The organism is Streptomyces sp. SUK 48, from assembly GCF_009650765.1.
Taxonomy (GTDB): domain Bacteria; phylum Actinomycetota; class Actinomycetes; order Streptomycetales; family Streptomycetaceae; genus Streptomyces.
The window spans coordinates 6,964,408-6,984,792 of sequence record NZ_CP045740.1; the positions used below are offsets into that span (position 1 = coordinate 6,964,408).

Annotated in this window: 19 protein-coding genes; 15 read left to right on the forward strand and 4 right to left on the reverse strand. The window is 70.6% G+C overall.

The features are described from left to right. Nucleotides 1-165: 165 nt before the first annotated feature. The 7 genes from GHR20_RS30935 (at nucleotide 166) to GHR20_RS30965 (ending at nucleotide 7,637) form a co-directional block, all read left to right on the forward strand. The gene (locus GHR20_RS30935; RefSeq protein WP_153815018.1) at nucleotides 166-846 is read left to right on the forward strand and encodes a TetR-like C-terminal domain-containing protein; all 681 of its coding nucleotides are present in this window, start codon (nucleotides 166-168) and stop codon (nucleotides 844-846) included. A gap of 110 nt (nucleotides 847-956) precedes the next feature. Then, the gene (locus GHR20_RS30940; protein WP_208446855.1) at nucleotides 957-2,186 is read left to right on the forward strand and encodes a cytochrome P450; all 1,230 of its coding nucleotides are present in this window, start codon (nucleotides 957-959) and stop codon (nucleotides 2,184-2,186) included. A 62-nt stretch (nucleotides 2,187-2,248) separates the two neighbouring features. Next, nucleotides 2,249-2,443: a ferredoxin gene (locus tag GHR20_RS30945; RefSeq protein ID WP_037662741.1), complete on the forward strand. Its 195-nt coding sequence runs from the start codon at nucleotides 2,249-2,251 to the stop codon at nucleotides 2,441-2,443. Next, nucleotides 2,440-3,663, forward strand: a complete 1,224-nt coding sequence (locus GHR20_RS30950) for an FAD-dependent oxidoreductase (RefSeq protein WP_194859029.1) — start codon at nucleotides 2,440-2,442, stop codon at nucleotides 3,661-3,663. Before GHR20_RS30945 ends, GHR20_RS30950 begins: the two co-directional genes overlap by 4 nt. 177 nt (nucleotides 3,664-3,840) lie before the next feature. After that, nucleotides 3,841-5,781, forward strand: a complete 1,941-nt coding sequence (gene dnaK / locus GHR20_RS30955; protein ID WP_153815019.1) for a molecular chaperone DnaK — start codon at nucleotides 3,841-3,843, stop codon at nucleotides 5,779-5,781. A gap of 2 nt (nucleotides 5,782-5,783) precedes the next feature. After that, complete coding sequence (gene grpE, locus GHR20_RS30960) at nucleotides 5,784-6,278, forward strand: nucleotide exchange factor GrpE (RefSeq protein ID WP_153815020.1); 495 nt, start codon at nucleotides 5,784-5,786, stop codon at nucleotides 6,276-6,278. A gap of 117 nt (nucleotides 6,279-6,395) precedes the next feature. Continuing rightward, a complete protein-coding gene (locus GHR20_RS30965) occupies nucleotides 6,396-7,637 on the forward strand; it encodes an MFS transporter (RefSeq protein ID WP_194859030.1) in 1,242 nt (413 codons plus the stop codon). 15 nt (nucleotides 7,638-7,652) lie between these two features. Here GHR20_RS30965 and GHR20_RS30970 read toward each other — a convergent pair whose 3' ends face one another. Next, nucleotides 7,653-8,369 (reverse strand): methyltransferase domain-containing protein, encoded by a 717-nt coding sequence (locus GHR20_RS30970; RefSeq protein ID WP_243878171.1) that lies wholly within the window; start codon nucleotides 8,367-8,369, stop codon nucleotides 7,653-7,655. Between the two features lie 327 nt (nucleotides 8,370-8,696). On the opposite strand from GHR20_RS30970, the gene pabB reads away from it, so the two are divergent. Then, nucleotides 8,697-11,189, forward strand: a complete 2,493-nt coding sequence (gene pabB, locus GHR20_RS30975) for an aminodeoxychorismate synthase component I (RefSeq protein WP_243878172.1) — start codon at nucleotides 8,697-8,699, stop codon at nucleotides 11,187-11,189. Nucleotides 11,190-11,348: 159 nt separating this feature from the next. Here pabB and GHR20_RS38190 read toward each other — a convergent pair whose 3' ends face one another. The 3 genes from GHR20_RS38190 to GHR20_RS30985 form a co-directional block, all read right to left on the reverse strand. Continuing rightward, nucleotides 11,349-11,477, reverse strand: coding sequence for a hypothetical protein (locus GHR20_RS38190; protein WP_275548987.1), 129 nt, complete (start codon nucleotides 11,475-11,477; stop codon nucleotides 11,349-11,351). Then, complete coding sequence (locus GHR20_RS30980) at nucleotides 11,474-11,779, reverse strand: hypothetical protein (protein ID WP_153815022.1); 306 nt, start codon at nucleotides 11,777-11,779, stop codon at nucleotides 11,474-11,476. Before GHR20_RS30980 ends, GHR20_RS38190 begins: the two co-directional genes overlap by 4 nt. A gap of 149 nt (nucleotides 11,780-11,928) precedes the next feature. After that, nucleotides 11,929-13,275 carry a tetratricopeptide repeat protein gene (locus GHR20_RS30985; protein WP_153815023.1) on the reverse strand — a complete coding sequence of 449 codons (1,347 nt, stop codon included), beginning with the start codon at nucleotides 13,273-13,275 and terminating at the stop codon, nucleotides 11,929-11,931. Nucleotides 13,276-13,454: 179 nt separating this feature from the next. On the opposite strand from GHR20_RS30985, the gene GHR20_RS37790 reads away from it, so the two are divergent. The 7 genes from GHR20_RS37790 (at nucleotide 13,455) to GHR20_RS36950 (ending at nucleotide 20,385) form a co-directional block, all read left to right on the forward strand. Next, nucleotides 13,455-13,643 carry a hypothetical protein gene (locus GHR20_RS37790; RefSeq protein WP_243878413.1) on the forward strand — a complete coding sequence of 63 codons (189 nt, stop codon included), beginning with the start codon at nucleotides 13,455-13,457 and terminating at the stop codon, nucleotides 13,641-13,643. Nucleotides 13,644-15,180: 1,537 nt separating this feature from the next. Then, nucleotides 15,181-15,357, forward strand: a complete 177-nt coding sequence (locus GHR20_RS30990) for a hypothetical protein (RefSeq protein WP_153815024.1) — start codon at nucleotides 15,181-15,183, stop codon at nucleotides 15,355-15,357. A gap of 103 nt (nucleotides 15,358-15,460) precedes the next feature. Continuing rightward, nucleotides 15,461-15,646: a hypothetical protein gene (locus GHR20_RS30995; RefSeq protein ID WP_153815025.1), complete on the forward strand. Its 186-nt coding sequence runs from the start codon at nucleotides 15,461-15,463 to the stop codon at nucleotides 15,644-15,646. A 119-nt stretch (nucleotides 15,647-15,765) separates the two neighbouring features. Beyond that, nucleotides 15,766-16,632 carry a radical SAM protein gene (locus tag GHR20_RS31000; protein ID WP_153815026.1) on the forward strand — a complete coding sequence of 289 codons (867 nt, stop codon included), beginning with the start codon at nucleotides 15,766-15,768 and terminating at the stop codon, nucleotides 16,630-16,632. Between the two features lie 18 nt (nucleotides 16,633-16,650). After that, entirely contained in the window at nucleotides 16,651-17,796 is a 1,146-nt protein-coding gene (locus GHR20_RS31005; RefSeq protein ID WP_153815027.1) for a methyltransferase domain-containing protein, read from the forward strand. A gap of 799 nt (nucleotides 17,797-18,595) precedes the next feature. Continuing rightward, complete coding sequence (locus GHR20_RS31010; protein WP_153815028.1) at nucleotides 18,596-19,063, forward strand: hypothetical protein; 468 nt, start codon at nucleotides 18,596-18,598, stop codon at nucleotides 19,061-19,063. Nucleotides 19,064-20,088: 1,025 nt separating this feature from the next. Then, nucleotides 20,089-20,385, forward strand: a complete 297-nt coding sequence (locus tag GHR20_RS36950) for a hypothetical protein (RefSeq protein WP_194859031.1) — start codon at nucleotides 20,089-20,091, stop codon at nucleotides 20,383-20,385.

Below are 20,385 nucleotides of genomic sequence, written 5' to 3' on the forward strand. Positions count from 1 at the left end.
ACCGTGGTCGACGGCGTGCTCGTACGCGACTTCACCCGGGGCGATCTCCCCGGCGCGCTCCGGTCGCCCGCGTCCGGCCCCGCGCGAGCGCCGGTACCCGTGGCGACGGATATCCGGCCACCTCCGATAATGCTTCAGCCGGGGCGGGCGACGGAGGGAGTACAGGTGGCCGAGACGTTCAAGCGCCGCGCCCCGAGCCAGTGGGGCGAGGGCGGCGCCCTGAAGGAGGAGATCCTCGCGGCCGCGGCCCGGCTGCTGGCCGAGTCGGGCCGCGAGGAGGCGCTGTCGCTGCGCGCGGTCGCCCGCGAGGTCGGCATCGCCGCACCCAGCGTCTATCTGCACTTCAAGGACCGCTCCGAGCTGGTCGCGACGGTGACACGCCGGGCCTACGAGAAGCTGGTCGCCGAGCTGGGGGAGGCACGGGACGGCGGCACCCCCACGGCCCCCCTCACCCCGCACGCCTCCCTCACCTCGCACTCCCCGCATACCCCCCGCGCCTCCCACACCCCCCGCTCCGCCCTGCGCGCCATGGTCCACCGCTACTGCACCTTTGCGCTGGAGAACCCCCGGCGCTTCCGGCTGATGTTCGGCGTCGAGCGCATCGTCGGCCCCCGCGAGGACTCGCCGCGCCACCCGGTGTGGCTGGTCCTCGGCGCCTGGGAGGAAGCGCTGGCCGCGCTGCCGGCGGACCGCCCCGGGCAGGTGGGCGCCGAGCAGGACGCGCTGCTGCTGTGGTCGGCCCTGCACGGCATCGTCACCATCGCGATGGCCCTGCCCTACGAGGTCGACCGGCGCGGGCTCATCCAGCGCGCGGACGAGCTGCTCGACCGCATCGTGGCCGGATAGCGACGGCGAACCCTCCGGCACCGTTGACGTGCTCCCCGCGATCCCTAAAGTTGCCTAAAGCACCTAACGCCGTTAGGGGTGTTGGGTGCCCTCTTGCCGAGGAGGCAGCTGTGACCGAGACAGTCGTGGACACGCCGACCGGGCTCCCCGAGCACCCCATGCCCCGCGCCGCCGGATGCCCCTTCGACCCGCCCCCCGCCCTGAAGGAGCTGCAGAGCGAACGGCCCGTCTCCCGGGTGCGCATCTGGGACGGCAGCAGCCCCTGGATGATCACCCGCCACGAGGATGTACGGGCCCTGCTCGGCGACCCGCGCATCAGCGCCGACCCCCGGCGCCCCGGCTACCCGCACCGCAGCGCCGCGACGCAGGAGCGCGACCGGAGCCGCAGCACCTTCCTCACCATGGACGACCCCGAACACGCCCGGCTGCGCCGCATGGTCACGGCCCCCTTCACGATCAAGAAGGTCGAGGCCCTGCGGCCGTCCGTGCAGCGGATCGTGGACGACCTGATCGACAAGATGCTCGCCGGCCCCCACCCCACCGACCTGGTCGAGGCGTTCGCGCTGCCCCTGCCGAGCCTGGTGATCTGCGCGCTGCTCGGTGTGCCGTACGAGCAGCACGACTTCTTCCAGCGCCACAGCCGTGTCCTGGTGCGCCGCACCTCCACCCGCGAGGAGCTGCTCGCCGCGTCCGAGGCGCTCACCGACTACCTGGACGGCCTCCTGGCCGCCAAGCTCGCGAACCCCGAGGACGACGTGCTCTCCCAGCTCGCCGTCCAGCGGGTGGCCACCGGTGAGCTGACCCGGCGCCAGGCCGCCGAGGTGGGCGTCCTGCTGCTCGTGGCAGGGCACGAGACCACCGCCAACATGATCGCCCTCGGCACCGTGGCCCTGCTGCGCAACCCGGACCAGCTCGCCCTGCTGCGCGGCTCCGACGATCCAAAGACGGTCGCCTCGGCCGTCGAGGAGCTGCTGCGCTACCTGAACATCGTCCACTCCGGCCGCCGGCGCGTCGCGCTGGAGGACATCGAGGTCGGCGGCGAGCTGATCCGCGCGGGCGACGGCGTCATCTTCGCCAACGACATCGCCAACCGGGACCCCGGCCTCTTCCCCGATCCCGACCGGCTCGACCTCACCCGCGACGCCCGCCGCCATGTCGCCTTCGGCTACGGCATCCACCAGTGCCTCGGCCAGCCGCTCGCCCGCGTCGAACTCCAGGTCGCCTACAGCACGCTCTACTCTCGTGTCCCCACGCTCGCGTTGGCCACGGACTTCGATCAACTGGAGTTCAAGCACGACGGCTTCGTCTACGGCGTTTATGAACTACCCGTCTCCTGGTAGCACTTCACAGCACGCACCACACGGCACACCCGCACCATCGCGGACAACGAAACGAGGAAACCATGCGCGTGGAAGTCGACCAGCCCAAATGCGTCGCCTCCGGGCAGTGCGTCCTGGTGGCACCCCAGGTCTTCGACCAGGACGACGAGGGCATAGTGCAGCTGCTGGACGCCACCCCCGGCCCTGAACTCGACGAGGACGTACGGGAGTCGGCCGCGATCTGCCCCGCCGCCGCGATCCGCCTGGTGGAGGCGTGACGAGCGCCCCGCCGCGCCGCATCGTCGTGGTGGGGGCCTCGGCGGCCGGTCTGACGGCCGCCGAGACCCTGCGCCGCGCGGGCTACGACGGCTCGCTCACCCTCGTCGGGGGCGAGCCGCATCCGCCCTACGACCGGCCGCCGCTGTCCAAGCAGGTCCTCACCGGCGCCTGGGAGCCCGAGCGGGTGCGGCTGCGCCGCCCGGCCGATCTGGAAGCCCTCGCCCTGGACCTGCGCCTCGGTGTGCCCGCCGCCGCCCTCGCCCCGGCGACCCGCACGGTGACCCTCGCCGACGGCACGAGCCTGACGTACGACGGTCTGATCATCGCCACCGGGGTCCGGCCGCGCCGACTGCCCGAGTGCGGCACACCCGGCGTCCATGTCCTGCGGGAACTCGGGGACGCCCTCGCCCTGCGCGAGCGACTGACGGCCGGGGGCCGGCTGGTCGTGGTGGGCGCCGGGTTCCTCGGGGCCGAGGTCGCCGCCGCCGCGCGCACCCTCGGCGTGACCGTCACCCTGGTGGAACCCGCCCCCGTACCCCTCGCGCACGCCGTCGGAGCGCGGGTCGGCGCGCATCTGGCCGAGGTCCACCGCGATCACGGCGTGGACCTGCGGACCGGGACCAAGGTCGCCGGGATCACCACCGGGTCGGGCCGGGCCACCGGCGTGCTGCTCAGCGACGGCACCACGATCCCGGCCGACGACGTCCTGATCGCCATCGGCTCCGAACCCAATACCGACTGGCTGGAGGGCAGCGGGCTGCGGCTCGCCGACGGCGTGGGCTGCGACCAGTACAGCGCCGCCGCGCCCGGCATCTACGCCGCGGGCGACGTGGCCCGTTGGCACAACCCGCTCTTCGGCACCGACATGCGCGTGGAGCACCGTACGAACGCGGCCGAACAGGGCATCGCGGCCGCCCGCAACCTCCTCGCCCCCGAACAGGCCAGACCGTTCGCGCCGGTCCCCTCCTTCTGGTCCGACCAGTACGACCTGCGCATCCAGGCGTTCGGGCACCTGCGCGACCACGACGAGGCCCGGGTGGTCGACGGCGACCCGGCGGACGGCCGCTTCCTCGTGGCCTACCGCAGGGGTACGGCGCTCACCGGAGCGCTCGCCGTGGGCATGCCGCCCCGTGACCTGCGCTCCTGGCGTACGGCGCTCGCGGCCGGAACCGAGTGGAGCCGTGCCCTGGACGGGCCGCCGGAAGCGGACCAGACTTGACATGAGGGGGCTCAAGTTTTACTCAGGTCCCCGAGGCGGGAGGCGAGGTCCGCGGACATGAGGCGAGGTCCGCGAGTACGAGACGATCGAACATCTGAATGACACAGTCCGCGCTTCCATAGGCGAGGAGGACCGGGGAACACGGGTGGGGGAGCAGCCGGCAAGGGAGGAATCACCATGGCGCGTTCGGTCGGAATCGACCTCGGGACGACGAACTCGGTGGTCTCGGTCCTGGAGGGCGGCGAACCCACCGTCATCACCAACACGGAGGGCGCGCGGACCACTCCGTCGGTGGTGGCGTTCGCCAAGAACGGCGAGGTGCTGGTCGGCGAGGTCGCCAAACGGCAGGCCGTGACCAACGTGGAGCGCACCGCGCGCTCGGTCAAGCGGTACATGGGCGATCACTCCTGGCGCTTCCCCGACGAGGGCGACATCGACGGCAGGCACTACACCGCCCAGGAGATCTCCGCGCGGGTGCTCCAGAAACTGAAGCGGGACGCGGAGGCGTACCTCGGCGAGGACGTCACGGACGCGGTGATCACCGTCCCGGCCTACTTCGACGACGCCCAGCGGCAGGCGACGAAGGAGGCCGGGGAGATCGCCGGCCTGAACGTCATGCGGATCATCAACGAGCCGACCGCCGCCGCGCTCGCGTACGGCCTGGACAAGGAGAACGACCAGACGGTCCTGGTCTTCGACCTCGGCGGCGGCACCTTCGACGTGTCCCTGCTGGAGATGGGCGACGGCGTCATCGAGGTCAAGGCCACCAACGGCGACACCCGTCTCGGCGGCGACGACTGGGACCAGCGCGTCGTCGACCACCTGGTGCAGCAGTTCAGGAACCACTACGGCGTCGACCTGGGCAAGGACAAGATGGCCGTGCAGCGGCTGCGGGAGGCGGCCGAGAAGGCGAAGATCGAGCTGTCCTCGTCCACCGAGACCACGATCAACCTGCCCTACATCACGGCGTCCGCCGAGGGCCCGCTGCACCTGGACGAGAAGCTCACCCGCGCCCAGTTCGAACAGCTGACGGCCGACCTGCTGGAGCGCTGCAAGGCGCCGTTCCACAACGCGGTCAAGGACGCCGGGATCGAGGTGTCCGGCATCGACCATGTGGTGCTGGTGGGCGGCTCGACCCGGATGCCCGCCGTCACCGGCCTGGTGAAGGAGCTGACCGGCAAGGACCCCCACAAGGGCGTCAACCCGGACGAGGTCGTCGCGATCGGCGCCTCGCTCCAGGCCGGTGTCCTCAAGGGCGAGGTCAAGGACGTCCTGCTGCTCGACGTCACCCCGCTGTCCCTGGGCATCGAGACCAAGGGCGGCATCATGACCAAGCTGATCGAGCGCAACACCACGATTCCGACCCGCCGTTCGGAGATCTTCACCACCGCCGAGGACAACCAGCCCTCGGTCTCCATCCAGGTCTTCCAGGGCGAGCGCGAGATCGCCGCCTACAACAAGAAGCTCGGCATGTTCGAGCTGACCGGTCTGCCGCCCGCGCCGCGCGGCGTCCCGCAGGTCGAGGTCGCCTTCGACATCGACGCCAACGGGATCATGCATGTGTCCGCGAAGGACCTCGGCACCGGCAGGGAGCAGAAGATGACCGTCACCGGCGGCTCCGCGCTGCCGAAGAACGACATCGACCGCATGGTCCGCGAGGCCGAGCAGCACGCCGAGGACGACCGGCAGCGCCGCGAGGCCGCCGAGACCCGCAACCAGGCCGAACAGCTCGTCTACCAGACCGAGAAGCTCATCAGCGACAACCCCGAGCGGATCTCCGCCGAGGCACGGCACGAGACCGAGGCGGCGCTCGCCGTGCTGAAGGCGAAACTCAAGGCAGAGAACGACGGGAACGACGAGAAAACGGACACCGCCGCGATCCGCCAGGCCACCGACCAGGTGGCCCAGGCCGCCCAGAAGATCGGCACGGCGCTGTACGAGCAGTCGCGGGCCCAGGGCGAGCAGGGCGCGGGTACGGCGGCGGGTGCGGGCGCCTCCGCCGGTTCGGCCTCCGCCGGGTCCGCGTCCGGCGGGTCGGCATCCGGCGGGTCCGCCCCGGAGGACGACGAGGTGGTGGACGCCGAGATCGTCGACGACGACAGGCCCGAGGCGGGCTGACGATGGACGCGGACCGGCTCCCGGACACGGACCCCGCGCGACTGCGCCGTCTGGTCGGGGAGCGCACGGCCGACCTCCAGCGGGTGCAGGCCGAGTACGACAACTACCGCAAGCGGGTGCGCGGGGACCGGGCCGCCGTACGGGAGATCGCCGCGGCCAACGTCCTGCGCACCCTCCTGCCCGTCCTGGACGCCGTCGAGCGCACCTGCGCGCACGAGCCCCCGACCCCCGGCCTCGCCGACATCGCGGACACCCTGCGCACCCGGCTGGGCGCCCTGGGCCTGGAACGCCTCGGACAGGAGGGCGAGCCCTTCGACCCCGGCCGGCACGAGGCCCTCGTCCACCATGTCGCTCCGGACGCACACGAGTTGACGTGCACCAAGATCCTGCGGTCCGGCTACCGCGCCGGTCCGCTCCTGCTGCGCCCGGCCGCGGTGGAGGTGACGGGCCCGCCACCGCCATGGAGGCACATGCCGGTTGACGCGCGCCGTAATTGAGCGGCGCCGCGCGAGGCCGGGAACTATCCTCAACCCTCGCTCCTGCCCCGGTTGTTGGCGGTCAGCGCGTGTTCTTGCGTACCCGGCCGCCACGGCCCCGCGACGGAGAGAGGCCGTATGTTCGCGCCGTACCGCAGACTCTTCTCCGCCAAGGGGAGCGTCGGCTTCACCCTCACCGGCTTCCTGGCCCGGCTCGCCCTGTCCATGTCCGGCGTCGGCACCGTGGTGATGGTCGCCGCCATGCGCCACTCCTACGCGCTGGCCGGTGCCGTGGGCGGCTCGTCCCTCGCCGCGACCCTGGTCACCATCCCGCTCCTCGGCCGCCTCGTCGACCGCTACGGCCAGTCCCGTACGGCCGTCCCCGCGGCCATCTGGTCGGCGGCCATGTCCGCCGCCCTGGTCGGCTGCCTCGCCACCGGCGCGCCGGCCTGGACCCTGTTCGTCACCAACGTCCTGTCCGCCACCGCGCCGAACGTCGGCGGCATGGCCCGCGCCCGCTGGGCCGAGCTCTACGGCGATGACGACGCACGCATGCATGTGGCCAACTCGTTCGAACAGGTCCTGGACGAGCTGTGCTTCGTCCTCGGCCCCGTCGTCGTGGTGGGCCTGGCCACCGGCATCGCACCCGCGGCGGGCCGGATCGCGCCGCTGGTCCTGACCCTGGGCGGCACGGTCCTCTTCTCGCTCCAGCGCGGCACCGAACCCCCGGTCCGGGCCGCCGGCTCCTCGGCCGCCCGCTCCCCGCTCACCAACCGCGGCCTGCGGGTGATGATGCTCGTCCTCCTCTTCACCGGCTCGCTGTTCGGCTCCCTCGAAGTGGTCACGATCGCCTTCACCGACTCCCTGCACCACCGGTCCGCGGCCGGTCCGGTCCTGGCCCTCCAGGCGGTCGGCTCCGCGCTGGCGGGCCTGCTCTTCGGCATGCTCACCCCGCGCGGCTCCAGCACCGCCCGCTTCCTGACGGGCGTCGGCGGCATGGCCGTACTGATGCTCCCGCTGACCCTCGCCGGCAGCCTGTGGTCCCTGGTCCCGCTGATGTTCCTCGCCGGTATGGCCACCTCACCGACCATGATCACCGGCATGGGCCTGGTCCAGGAACTGATCCCGCGCTCGCAGCTCAACGAGGGCATGACCCTGGCCGTGACCGGCCTCCTCGGCGGCTCCTCCCTCGGCAGCGTGCTCGCGGGCTGGTCCGTGGAGCGCTTCGACGCCGAGGACGGCTACCTGCTCCCGGTCGGCGCCGCCACCCTGGCCCTGCTGACCGCGGCCGCCGGCCTCGGCCGCCTGCGCGCGAGCGTCTCCGCCGCCCGCGTTTCGGCCCCCGCCAAGGACACGGCGGAACTCGGGCAGCGGGCGTGACGGCCCTCCGCCCCCTCAGGACGCCACGCTGATCTCCAGCAGGATGTGTTCCAGCGTCTCCGTGCCCTCCGGGAAGCTGTGCCGGCGCAGGACCTCCAGCCGGCGGCCGTGGGCCGTCGCCAGGGCGGTCAGACGGGCGAGGTCACCCCGGTCGCTGAACTGGAGGAGGGCCCTGCCGCCCGGCGCCAGCCGGAGGGGTGCCTCCACCAGATAGCGCTCATGGGCGCGGTAGCCGGTGTCGATGTAGGCGCGCTCGTGGTCACCGCGGTAGCGGTAGTCGTCCGGGGCCAGCACGAAGTTGGAGTGCCAGTACACGCAGTCGAAGCGGTCGTCGGCGTCGAGCGCGGAGAACAGGTCGCTGTGTACGGCCCGCACCCGGTCGCCGATGCCGTGGCGCCCGGCGTTGCGGCGGGTGTTCTCCACGGCGCGCGCGTTGATGTCGGTGGCCACCACCCGGGCGGCGCCCCGGAGCGCGGCCATGACCGCGATGATCCCGGTGCCCGAGCCGACCTCCAGGAAGGAACCCCCGGACCGCAGCAGCGGCGCGTGGGTGCCGGTCAGGCCCAGGACGTCCATCGCCGCCCCGGTCGTCCCGGAGAAGGGCGGCGCGAAGACGTCGTCGAGCAGGTCCCATTCTCGGCCCGCCATGGTGAAGGTGTCCGGACGGTCCGGCCGGTTCAGGGCCGCGCGGCTCCGTTCGAGGGATCGCTCGTAGCTGGTGCGTTCCGTCATCTGGGTTCCTTCCCCCGGCAGTTCGTCCGAGGCCATGACAGCACGGACGGACGGGAGGCGGACGGAGTGATCGCCGGCACCCCATGATTTCGGCCGCACGGGAGGCCGGTGAGCACTTCCCGGACGTACGCGGTCGTCGCCTCACGCGTGGCCGGGCGCCGCCCCGGCGACCTCGCACACCCCGGGCCGGCAGCTCGGCGCAGGGCAGCGGCGGTGGGAAAGATATTGCCGCGTGACCACCCTCACGGCCGGAAAATCTTCCGTCAACGACCCCTCGGATGCGTAACCTTGCTGCGCCGAACCGCTTGTGAAGGACGGAGACACCTCATGCTCCCTATGGCCTCCGGCGCGCCCCTGGCGACGAGCGACCGCCGTCGACCACTGCTCGCCGGCATCCCCGAAATCCCCGGCATCGCCGACCGCGCGGAGGACGCGTTCTCCGACGGCGGCGGCCCCCTGGACGCCGGGGCGTCGGTACGGCAGGCGCTGCGGGTGCGGGTGGAGGGGGCGGTGGGGGCAGCGGGTGCGGGCACCACCGAACTCGGGCCCGCCACGAGCGAGCCGGACTCCGCCCGGGTGTCGGCCGACCAGGAGGGCGCGCGTCCCGCTCGGGAACGGGCCGCGACGAACACGCGGGGACCGGCGCGGGGGACGCGCACGCTGCTCATCGACAACTACGACTCCTTCACCTACAACCTCCATCAGCTGCTGACGGAGGTGAACGGCCGGGAGCCCCTGGTCGTCCGCAACGACGCGGACTGGTCCGCGCTCGACCCGCGGGACTTCGACAACGTCGTGATCTCCCCGGGCCCCGGCCGCCCGGAGCGGCACCAGGACTTCGGCATCGGCTCCCGGGCGATCCTGGAGTGGGACCTGCCGATCCTCGGGGTGTGCCTGGGCCACCAGGGCATCTGCCATCTGCTGGGCGCCGATGTGGGGTACGCGCCCGAGCCCCGGCACGGCCGCCTCTCGCTGGTCACCCACACCGGCCGCGACCTCTTCGCCGGGCTGCCCTCGCCGTTCGCCGTGGTGCGCTACCACTCGCTCGCCGTCACCGGCCTGCCGGCGGACCTGGAGGCGCTCGCCCGGTCCGAGGACGGCGTCCTGATGGGCGTCCGGCATCGCACCAGGCCGCTGTGGGGGGTCCAGTTCCATCCGGAGTCCGTCAGCACGGAGTACGGCCCCGAACTGCTGGCCAACTTCCGTGACCTCACGCACGCGTGGCACCGCCGGACGCCCGGCCCGGCGCCGCGTGACACCCCGCTGCCGGAGAGCGCTCCGGGGCCGGACGACGCCTCGCCGCCGGGCATCGCCCCGGCGCCGTACAGCACTCCGCCCGCGGACGATGCCCCGCCGGCGAACGACGCCCCGCCATACCAGCTGCATGTGCGCCGCCTGCCCTGGGCGCCGGACCCGGAGGCCGCCTACGAGGAGCTCTTCGCCGCGGCCCGGCACAGCTTCTGGCTGGACAGCGGCAGCGCACCGCGGCAGGGGCGCTTCTCCCTCATGGGCGACGGCTCCGGTCCGCTCGGCGAGTACGTCACCTACCGGGCGGCGGAACGGGTCGTGTGGGCGGAGCCGGGCGGGCGGCGGATCCGGAGCACCTTCCTGGAGTACCTCGACGCCGAACTGCGCGCCCGCCGCGTCGTCGGCGGTACCGACCTGCCCTTCGGATTCCGGCTCGGCTACGTCGGCTACCTCGGCTACGAACTCAAGGCGGATCAGAGCGCGTCGACCACGCACACCGCCGAAACCCCGGACGCTTCCCTGGTCTTCGCCGACCGGGCGCTGGTGATCGACCACGCCGAGCACACCTGCTACCTGCTGCGGCTCAGCCGGGACAGGGACGACGCGGAGCTCACCGCGTGGCTGGAGACGGTGGGCGAGCGCTTGCGGGCACTGCCTCGAACACGCCCGTCCTACAGGGGCGTTGAGCCGACGGACACGCCTCCCGCGCACGTCCGGCTGCGCCACAGCAGGGACGCCTACCTCCGCATGGTCGGGGAGTGCCTGGAGGAACTGCGCCAGGGGGAGTCGTACGAGATCTGCCTGTCCAACATGGCGGTCGCGGAGACCGGCATCGACCCGCTGACCACCTACTCCGCCCTCAGACGCGTCAGCCCCGTCCCGTACGGGGCGCTGCTCGACTTCCCGGGGGCGGCGGTGCTCAGCGCCTCGCCGGAGCAGTTCCTGGCCGTCGGCGCGGACGGAGCCGTCACCTCGAAGCCGATCAAGGGCACCCGGGCGCGCGGCGCCACCGGCGCGGAGGACACACGGCTGCGCAACTCCCTGACCGGCAGTGAGAAGGACCGGGCCGAGAACCTGATGATCGTCGACCTCGTCCGCAACGACCTGGGCGTGGTCTGCCGTCCCGGCTCGGTCCACGTCCCGGTGCTGTGCGGGGTGGAGACCTTCCCGCAGGTCCACCATCTCGTCTCCACCGTCCGCGGCACCCTGCGCGAGGGGCGCTCGACGGTCGACTGCGTACGGGCGGCCTTTCCCCCCGGCTCCATGACCGGCGCGCCCAAACGGCGCACCATGGAGATCATCGACCACCTCGAACAGGGTCCGCGCGGTGTGTACGCGGGGGCGATCGGCTGGTTCTCCCTCGGCGGCGGCTGCGAACTCAGCGTCGTCAACCGCACCATCGTGGCCACGCCGGGCTCCGTCCGCTACGGCGTCGGCGGTGCCGTCGTCGCCCTGTCCGACCCGGTGGAGGAGTTCGCCGAGACCATGGTGAAGGCCCGCGCGACGGCGACGGCGCTCGCGCTGACCCGCCCGGAGCCGCGCCGCGCCCTCACCCCGATGTGCCGGAAGTAGACGCGAGCAGAACCCCACGCGTCCGAAGCGGCCGGCCGACGGACCCGGCGACCAGCGAGGGAGCCTCTCGGACGAAGAACCCAGCGCCCGACCGGGACACGATCCGCTCTCCCCGGTCCGGGCGGGACCGTCACCGGGACGCGGCTCTCCACCCCGTGATCATCCCTGCTCCCGCAGCAGATCGCCGATTGCGGAGATCCCGGCGGTGACGGCGCGTTCGCCGACGTCGCCGAAACCGAGCACCAGTCGCGGCGGCGTGGTGGCCCGCGAGGTGCGGCAGGCGCTCATCCCGTAGAGACCGACCGAGCGGCCACGAGAGCCCGTTCGTCCGCCGTCCCCCGCAGCCGGGCCACCGCGTGGAACCCGGCGGCCAGGCCGGTCACCGCGAGGCCCGGGGCGTGCTCCGCGAGCGCGGCCGGCAGGGCGGTGCGCCGGGCCGCGTAGGTGCTCCGGATCCGGCGCAGATGCCGGTCGAATAGGCCCGACTCGATCAGCCCGGCGAGGGCGAGCCGATCGAGGATGGGCGAGCCCCGGTCGCCGATGTGCTTGACCGCCACCAGGTCGTCCGCGAGCGCCGGCGGGCACAGCACCCAGTCGATGCGCAGCGCCGGTACCAGGGACTTGCTGACGGTGCTGATCGAGACGACCCGGTCGGCGGCGAGCCCCTGGAGGGCGCCGACCGGTGTAGGTCCAACACCTCGGGACCATACCGGTAACGGGCCAAACCTGGGGCGCGCCCCTAGGCCGGGACCAGTTCGGGTCGGACAACCGTACGGGCACGCTCGTACAGAGCTTGGGCCTCATGGTTACGGGAGTGCGGGCGAATCAGGTTGAACATGTCTGTCATCCGCTTGTCGATCCGGCCCGAGTTGACCAGCGGGTAGTCGTCCAATGCGAGTCCCCACGTCTTGCATGCGGCTTCTAAATGCCCAACGACTAGTTGCCGCTCGGCGAGGATCGCCCGTTCCTTGACGCGTGTGCGCCGATAGATGCTGTACCGAAGCCGGTCCGCTTCCTGCATGGCGGCAACCGCCCCTTGCACGTCACCCATTTCGTAACGCACTTGACTTGTGTGGTAGTTGAGCGATGCGGGGTCGTACGAACCGAACACTTTCCCTCGGGACTCTGCCTTGTCCATCGCAACTTCGGCTTCCTGCAAGTACATGCGCGCGGACCGTCGGTCTCCGATCTGTGCGGCTGCATGGGCCTGCTGGCCGACGAGGAAGGCGCGCATCCGCGGACCGGCTTGCGGAGAGGAAGCCGCCGCAGCATCCGCAAGCCGCATAGCCATCGGCCCTTGCCCTAGATCGACCGCCTGCACGCTCATGCCCCGGAGCGTGGTGCAGTACGTCAAGTGATCTTCCGCCGCTCCCGCAAGCTCTAGTGCTTTCAAGTAGTACCGCTGCGCGAGCCCGTGCAACCCTTCATCAACCGCCATGTATCCGGTCAGGTAACAGAGATCGGATGCAGCGGACATCATGGCCTTCCGCACATCCTCGGGCCCGTCCGTCCGCAGGAAGGGAGCCACAGTGTTCACCAAGAACGTTGCGGCAAGGGGGCGAGCGGTCCGGCCTCCGAACTGGTCATCCATAGATGAGAGCTGTTCGGTCATTGCTGAGACCGTGTGCACGTCGGACATCCCGAGGCGGGTTCGCATGCCTCTCTGAGCAGCTTCCATACGCCCCACTACGTCCGGCCACTCAGGCACAGCCAACGCGACGGAGAACAGAGCGGCGCTCAGCACGCTACGGCGGGAAGGGTCCATGTCCAGCCTTCCAAGATCAATGATCCCGTCAACCGCGCTGAATGGCGTCGCCTCCGTCCCGCTGCCAGGGGCCGGGAAGCCAACTTCTGCGTATGTGACGGGTCGCCCGAGCTTGCGAGCGAGCGCTTCCAAGATCAGCGGCCGGGCATCATCGCGCGGCACGCTCCCGCTCAACCACTGGTGAACGGAAGGTGCACGGTACTGCTTCGGGGTACCGCGTTCGGTCCCAACCCGGTTGATCGCTTGCGCACACTGCCGCAGAGTCCACCCGGTCTCGCGGAACAGCCGCTCAAGTCCTGTGTTCGGCTCGTTGGTGCCCACGGTCGGTCAACTCCCCATGCACGACTGCGTTAAGCGCTTAACGCTCTTAATCCTTGCGCTCTTCCAAACAATACCGCCGAGCGTGATCACGCGGTTGCCTAGAGCGAACAGCCGGGATCGCAGCGGAAGGGGATGGGTGAGTGAGCGCCGAGCCGCAACCGCCCTCTGTGGGTGTGCTGATGATGGACACAAGCCGAGGCCGTGTCGGGGAGTTCCGCGGAGTCGTCGGCCCGCACTGGGCTCTGCGTCCGGTCGGCGGCGGCAGGGAGTGGGAGGCAGACTCTCATCTGGCCCGCGAAGCGGACGACGGTGAGCGCACGCGTGTCATGGCTGCCCGCGCTGCTGCCCAGAGCCGGGGAGAGCGGTGATGAGTGCACTCGTTGCGAACCTGCCCACTCGTCAGACGAGTTGGTCCACAGTGATCAGTGTGGCAGCGCCAACTCGCTACGTCTGCCAGGTAGTTGCGGCAGGGGTGGTGTATGACAAGGCCCCCGTATCGTACAAACTCAGCAAGGTCAACACGATCTCTCCGAGACTCGCGCTGCGGTGGCTCAGGGGTGAAGCGCTGCACATCGCAAACGGCCTGGACCCGGACCCGGCCATCGCGGATTGGAACCTGGGCGCGCGCACTTGCGAGGCTGAGCCGGCCCTAGACGCCCCTACGGTGCTCCGCAGGTGGGCGGGGGACCCGGTGACACAGGCATCCGCGTTACGAGACCTCAAGGACGGGCGCCCGCTGTTCGTCGTCGCCCGAGACGTTGACTGCTGTTACACGTTGTCTGTGTGCCCGTTCGGGAATGTGCTGTTCGCTGGGTGCCCCGTTGTTGAGAGCAACCGCCCATGAAGAGGCGAGATGCGGCGGTGTATGAGGCCGCCCGAGAGGCCAGGGCCGAGATCATCCGACGGTACCGAGCCAGCGAGCCCGTACGGCGGATAGCCGCTACCTACGACGTATCGGAAAGCTGGGTTCGTGACCGGCTGGACGAATGGGGCGTGCCCCGCCGTCAGCACCACGAAGCGCTTAAGCACGTCCGGCCCATGAGCTACGTCTACCGAGGACGGTCCGAGCGGAGGACGTCAGAAGAAGTCCAGCAAGCCCAGGACAAGTTCACCAAATGCCTGGATGTCGTGGTCATTCGATATCGCAAAGGCGAGTCCGTTGCATCCCTCGCCCGCGAGTTCGCCGTACAGCCGCGATGGGCACGTGCGCAGATGGACAAATGGGGGGTCCCCCGCCGTGACCAGTCTGCCGCTGCTTCCCTTGCGAACCGGACCCGTGTCCGTGACCTGGACAGGGGGTGGCAACGATGAGCTTCCGTGTTACGTGGGGGTGGGGCGCCGTCACTCTGATGGTGTGCGCCGGCTACGGGATCGCGCTGTACGGGCAGGGACTCGCGACGACGCGAGTAGCGCCGGATCGGCACTACGCACACCCAACCCTCCGCAGTACAACGGATGTTGAACGGCTGCTTCCCTGCCTAGCCGGTAGCCGCTACAGCCTCACTACTGCGGACTACATCGAGGTCAGCCCGGACCGGATCGGGGTTTCCCCGACAGGCGAGCCACCGCTCACGCTTGTGCCCTCCGGGCCGGACTCGTCGTGGCGCCCCGCCGACGACGCGTCCCGGAAAACCCTCGCCGATCTTGGCTGCCGCTGAATCTCCGTATCCATCACGTCGACCTGCTCCGTGGTGGGTGCGGGCCCAACCGCCCTACACACAAACAGAGGTGCAGGAGCGCGCCACGACTTCCGTCCTCGGTGGGGACTTCCCAGGGACGCCGGTACTCATCACGGCCGGTAGTCCAACCGAGGACGGACGGCCCGGCTTCGCACAACGGCGTACGGAGCCGGGCGCCCCCGAGTCCACCCGGGCCGGGACCACCGAAAAGAAAGGGGGCCGCGCAATGCCCGCGACCACCGAGCCGACCACCGACGAGCCCGAGACCATCGAGACCGAGTCCGACGAGCCGACCCCGCCCGAGACCGACGAGGCGGACAACGACGAGTCGTCGGGCGAGGACGAGCACCAGGACGTCAGCCCCGCCAAGACCGGGAGTTCGTGGGCACTGCTCGTCGCGTAGCGCAGTAGTCGGCTAAGTCCAGGAACGCCGGTCCGGCGGGCCGTTTCAGTGCTTCCCCGCCCCGCCGGACCGGTTCCGAACACCTAAGAAAGATCAGGCACCAGTGACCCGCAAGAAGTCCTCCCCGACCGTGGCAGCCGTCAAGAGCGAGGCCAACCGGCTGGGGACCAGCAACCAGGATGCCGCCGCGCGCAAGGCGCTCTTGCACGAGGTTCCCAGCGACATCCGCGCGCAGGGTCGGCAGGAGTCGACGCAGGCCCGCGCGCACGAGCGTGAGCGCGGCAAGTAACGCCACGCGCTTCCCACAGCGACGCACGACCGCAGCAACCCCCGGTCGGCCGCCTACATCACCGTCGGCAGTCGGCCGGGGCACCCCTCCCATGACGTTCAGCGGAAGGAAGCAAGACGGTGACCACTCTCCTTGAACCGCCCGCCTCATCCCCGGTCGCAGGGATCAACTCCCTGGAACTGGAGATCACCGGTAAGTGCCAGCTCCAGTGCTCGCACTGTCTCTCCGAGTCCAGCCCGCAGGCCACGCACGGCACGATGACCCCTGCGGACTGGCGCACGGTCATCACGGACGCCGCCGCACTCGGCATCAAGACCATTCAGCTCATCGGCGGTGAACCCACCGTGCATCCGCACTGGCAGCAGTTCACCGAGTTGGGGCTTTCCCTCGGGCTGCACGTCGAGATCTATTCGAACCTCTACACCGTGCATGCGTCATGGTGGGACATGTTCGCCCGCGACGGTGTGACGCTGGCAACCAGCTACTACAGCGACGACCCCGCCGAACACGACGAGATCACCGGGCGCGCCGGCAGCTACGTCCGCACCCGATGCCACATCTGCGAGGCGGTCAACCTCGGGATCACGATCCGGGCCGGAATCGTGGACATCCTTCCGGGACAGCGCGTTGCCGAAGCGCGCGCCGAGCTGGAGTCCATGGGTGTGAAGCACATCAACACGGACCGAGCGCGTGCCGTGGGTCGTGCGATGCTGCCCGGGTCGAAACCTGACCTGTCCGAGATGTGCGGGCGGTGCACCCGCGGACGTGCTGCGATCCTCCCTAACGGGGATCTCGCCGGCTGCGTTCTCTCGCGCGACTTCCCGGCAGGCAACGTCCGGCGAACCCGGCTCGCTGTGCTGCTCTGTGGGAAGGAGTGGGACGCCCTCGCGGCGAGCATCCCGCCGTTGCGCGCGGACGCGTGCCCGCCGAACGACAGCGGCGACTGTGACCCCGCCAACACCGAAGCGTGTGACCCCGCGTTCTGACCTGGAAGGCTCACGCACATGGAATGGGAAAGCTGGGCGGCCGCCCTCGCGCATCAGGTGACCGACCCTGATTCGCGGTGGCGCAACCCCCTTCTGCGCACTGCCCGGCACCAGCTGATTCCGCGCTGGTGGGTCGCGGACGAAGCGGGGCGGTGGACGTTACGTGATGGGCCGAGCGACCCGGGCACGTGGGCGGAAGCCGCCTATGCGGACCGGTCGTTGACGACCAGGGTCGGCACGCTGCACGCCGACGACGCCGGGCCGGACGACCACCCCGAGGGACAGCCCACGTCGTCCGCCACGCTGCCGAGCCTCATCGTGCGGATGCTGCGGCACACCAGAGTCGGGAACGGGCTGTCCCTGCTGGACCTCGGCACCGGAGCCGGCGGGCTCACTGCCTACGCCTGCCACCGTATCGGCGACGGGCACGTCACCAGCTTGGATGTGGACCCGTACCTAGTAGACGCCGCACGTGCCCGGCTCGCTGCCATGGGACACCGCCCGCGCATGATCACAGCGGACGCCACCAAGGAAGTACCCGGCGCGTACGACCGCATCGTGTGTACGGTCGCGCTCCCGCCCGGTCCCGGTCTGCGGCCGGTGATCGGCGCGCTGAAGCCCGGCGGACGCATCGCGCTGACCCTCGCCCGTACGTCCCTGATCATCACGGGATGGAAGACGGGGAACGGTGATGTCGTCGGGCAGGTCGAACGGGACATGGCAGGTTTCATGCTCACCCGGTCCGGCGCCGACTATCCGCCCGCCCTCACAGAGTTGTTCGCCCTCGCCGCTGAGGCCGAGGGCGAGACGACGAGCGCCGGGCGCTATCCGGTGGTGGACGTGGCGAACGCGTGGGAACTCCGCTCCATGCTGGAGGTGACCACGCCGGGTGTGGAAGTCGGATACGAGACCAGGGGCCGGACCCGTATCGCGTATCTCGTCCACCCGGACGGGTCATGGGCACGTGCGTCCGCCGAGTGGACCGACCCGCCGGAAGTCCACCAGAGCGGCCCGCAACGGCTGTGGAACGCCCTCGAACGCATTCGGAACCGGCTCAATACCGAGGGCGCACTACCGCTACTCGGCGCACGAGTCCGCATCACACCCGACGGTGCCTGCCACCTGTCCCGCGGGAAGTGGCACGCCTGGATGGGCGCGCATTAGTCCGGCACGATGGATCACAAGGCCCCGTCTGCGCGTCGTTCCGTGGCGTGCAGACGGGGTCTCGGCGCTTGAGGGAGAACCCTTACTTATCCGTGCCCCGTTCAGCGACGAACGAGCCCTTTCCCCACTCAGTGACTACGAGCCCACGCTCACGTGCGATACGCACTGCTCGGCGAGCCGCGCGCTCATCTGGGTGCTGCGGCTGCTGCTGCCCGCCCACGGAAAGCGCCGAGTCGTCCCTGATGTTCCTCCGGCCATCGCCCTCGTGCCCCGGTCCGAATCCGTCGCCGCGTGGTCCCGCCCATGGCACGGGCCGAGCGCAGACGAAGCGCGGGCAATCTTCCACGCCGAGGAGACGCGTTCGCTCACCCCGGAGCAGCGCGAGCGATGGCAGGCGGTCGCGTTCGCCGAAATCGGTGTCGACTGCGACTTTCCAACCATCAACATCACAGGCGTCCGGAAGTTCCCTCGGAGGGCGGCAGCATGACCGCCGCCGAGTTCGTCTCAGCCATGGCCGATCCCATACCCGCGCCCCGCCGGGCCGTGTGCTGCCGCTGTCGTAACTGGACCTACGCCCCGATTCCAGTCCGGTGCGTACCCTGCCCGAGCGGAGCGGGGATCACCCTGTACGCGTGCCCGAGTCATGCCGTCTTCTTCGGTGTGGGCCCAACCCCCGAGGACGAGATGAACATCCAGTAGACCCCACAGACAGCCAAGAGCCCCGTTCGGTACCCGCCGGGCGGGGCTTTACCTGTGTCCGGAGTGTGCGTTCCCCGTGTGCACACTGTGATACGGATTGGTGATCTTGCAGGATCGCCAGGGGAGGGAAAGCGTGAAGCGGAAAACGTGGATCATCACGGGGGTTGCAGTGCTCGCGTTCGGCGGGGTGCTGTCGCTGTTCGAGGACGAGCCGGACAAGGCGACGGCCGATCCCAAGCCGTCTGCGTCGGCGCCCGCGAAGCAGCCCGAGCAGCACAACGACAAGCCGGCAGAGACACCCACAGCGAGCGGCATCCCGTCGCCCGACACGGGGCAGCGCGTGTCTCTGATACGGGCTTTGCGGACCGTGGATGCGAGCCTGGTCGCAAACGAGGGTCGGGCCGTGGACCGGGCGCGGAACGTGTGCTTGGACGTGAAGGAAGGCAAGCCGGCGGCCACCATCCAGGGCAACGCCAAAGCCCGGTTCGAGGGCGGGACGGTCCCGAGCCTCACCGATGACCAGGCGGCCGAGATCGTGACCGCCGTGAAGTCGTCGTTCTGCCACTGACCAGACGACAAAGAGCCCCGTTCGGAACTTGCCGAGCAGGGCTCTTTCCTGCCCTGACCTGGCATCTTCTGAGTTGCCAGGGTGCAGGGTCTACCGGCTCCCGGTCGTAGCGGAACTCCGCGTCGTAGTCGTCCTCGATGACCACCGCGTCGTGCGCGGCCGCCCACGCGGTCAGCGCCAGCCGCCGCTCGGGCCCGAGCCACCACCCCGGTCGGCCACTGGTGCGCCGGGGCGACGACGACCGCCCGCGCACCGGTAGCCGTCAACTCGTTCACGTCCATGCCGTGTTCGTCCACCGGCACGGGCACCGCCGTCAGATCCGCCGCGGCCGCCGCCCGGACGGAGACGGGCGAGCCGGGACCCTCGTAGGCCACGCGGCGCACCTCGCTGCGGGCGGGGGCGGCCAGCGTCAGGGACAGGCCCCGCGCGTCCCCCGAGCAGATGACGATGTGCTCGGGGTCGGCCGCCGCCGCGCGTATCCGGCGGGCGTACCCGGCGACCACCTCGCGCAGCACCGCGCTGCCCCGGGGGTCGCCGTAGTCCAGCTCGGCCACCGGCATCCGGCGCGCCGCCTCCCACATGGCCCACAGCCAGTCCGGCATCGGAAACGCGCCCAAGTCTGGTACGCCCCACCGGAAGTCGGCCAGCCGCGACGGCCGCCCCACGGGCCGTCGCGGCCCCGGCGGGGCGGGCGGACGGCGGGCACGCCCCGGTGGCCACCCGGGTGCCCGAGCCCACCCCGTGCCACCAGATAGCCCTCGGCCAGCAGCTGGGCGTAGGCGTCCTGCACCAGCCCCCTGGACAGGCCCAGCGCGCCCGCGAGTTCACGCGAGGACGGCAACCGCTCGCCCACCCGCAGCCGGCCGGTGCGGATCGCCTCGCGCACCTGGCGTTCCAGCTGGGACCGCAGGGGCTCGTCACGGTCACGGTCGACTGCGAAGAGCGGGTCCGACGACGCATTGGACCACTCGGAAGACATGGAATTGGAGCTTACCGGTGAGCTGATCGCTCCCTACGGTGCGACCATGACCACCACTGATCCGCGGAACTCGGCGTCGCCCACGGCCGCCTCCAAGGACCGGCCCCCGCTGGTGTCGCGCCCGCTGCTGCTGCGCTTCATCAGCGTGTTCGGCGCGTCGGCGAGCTTCTATCTGCTGCTGTCGGTCGTCCCGCTCTACACCAGGCACTCCGGGGCGGGCGGCGACGGCGCCGGGGCGACCACGGGCGCCCTGATGCTGGCGACGATCGCAGACGAGGTCGTGGCACCCCGCTTCATCGAGCGCTTCGGCCACCGGGTCACACTGGGCGCGGGCCTGCTCTGA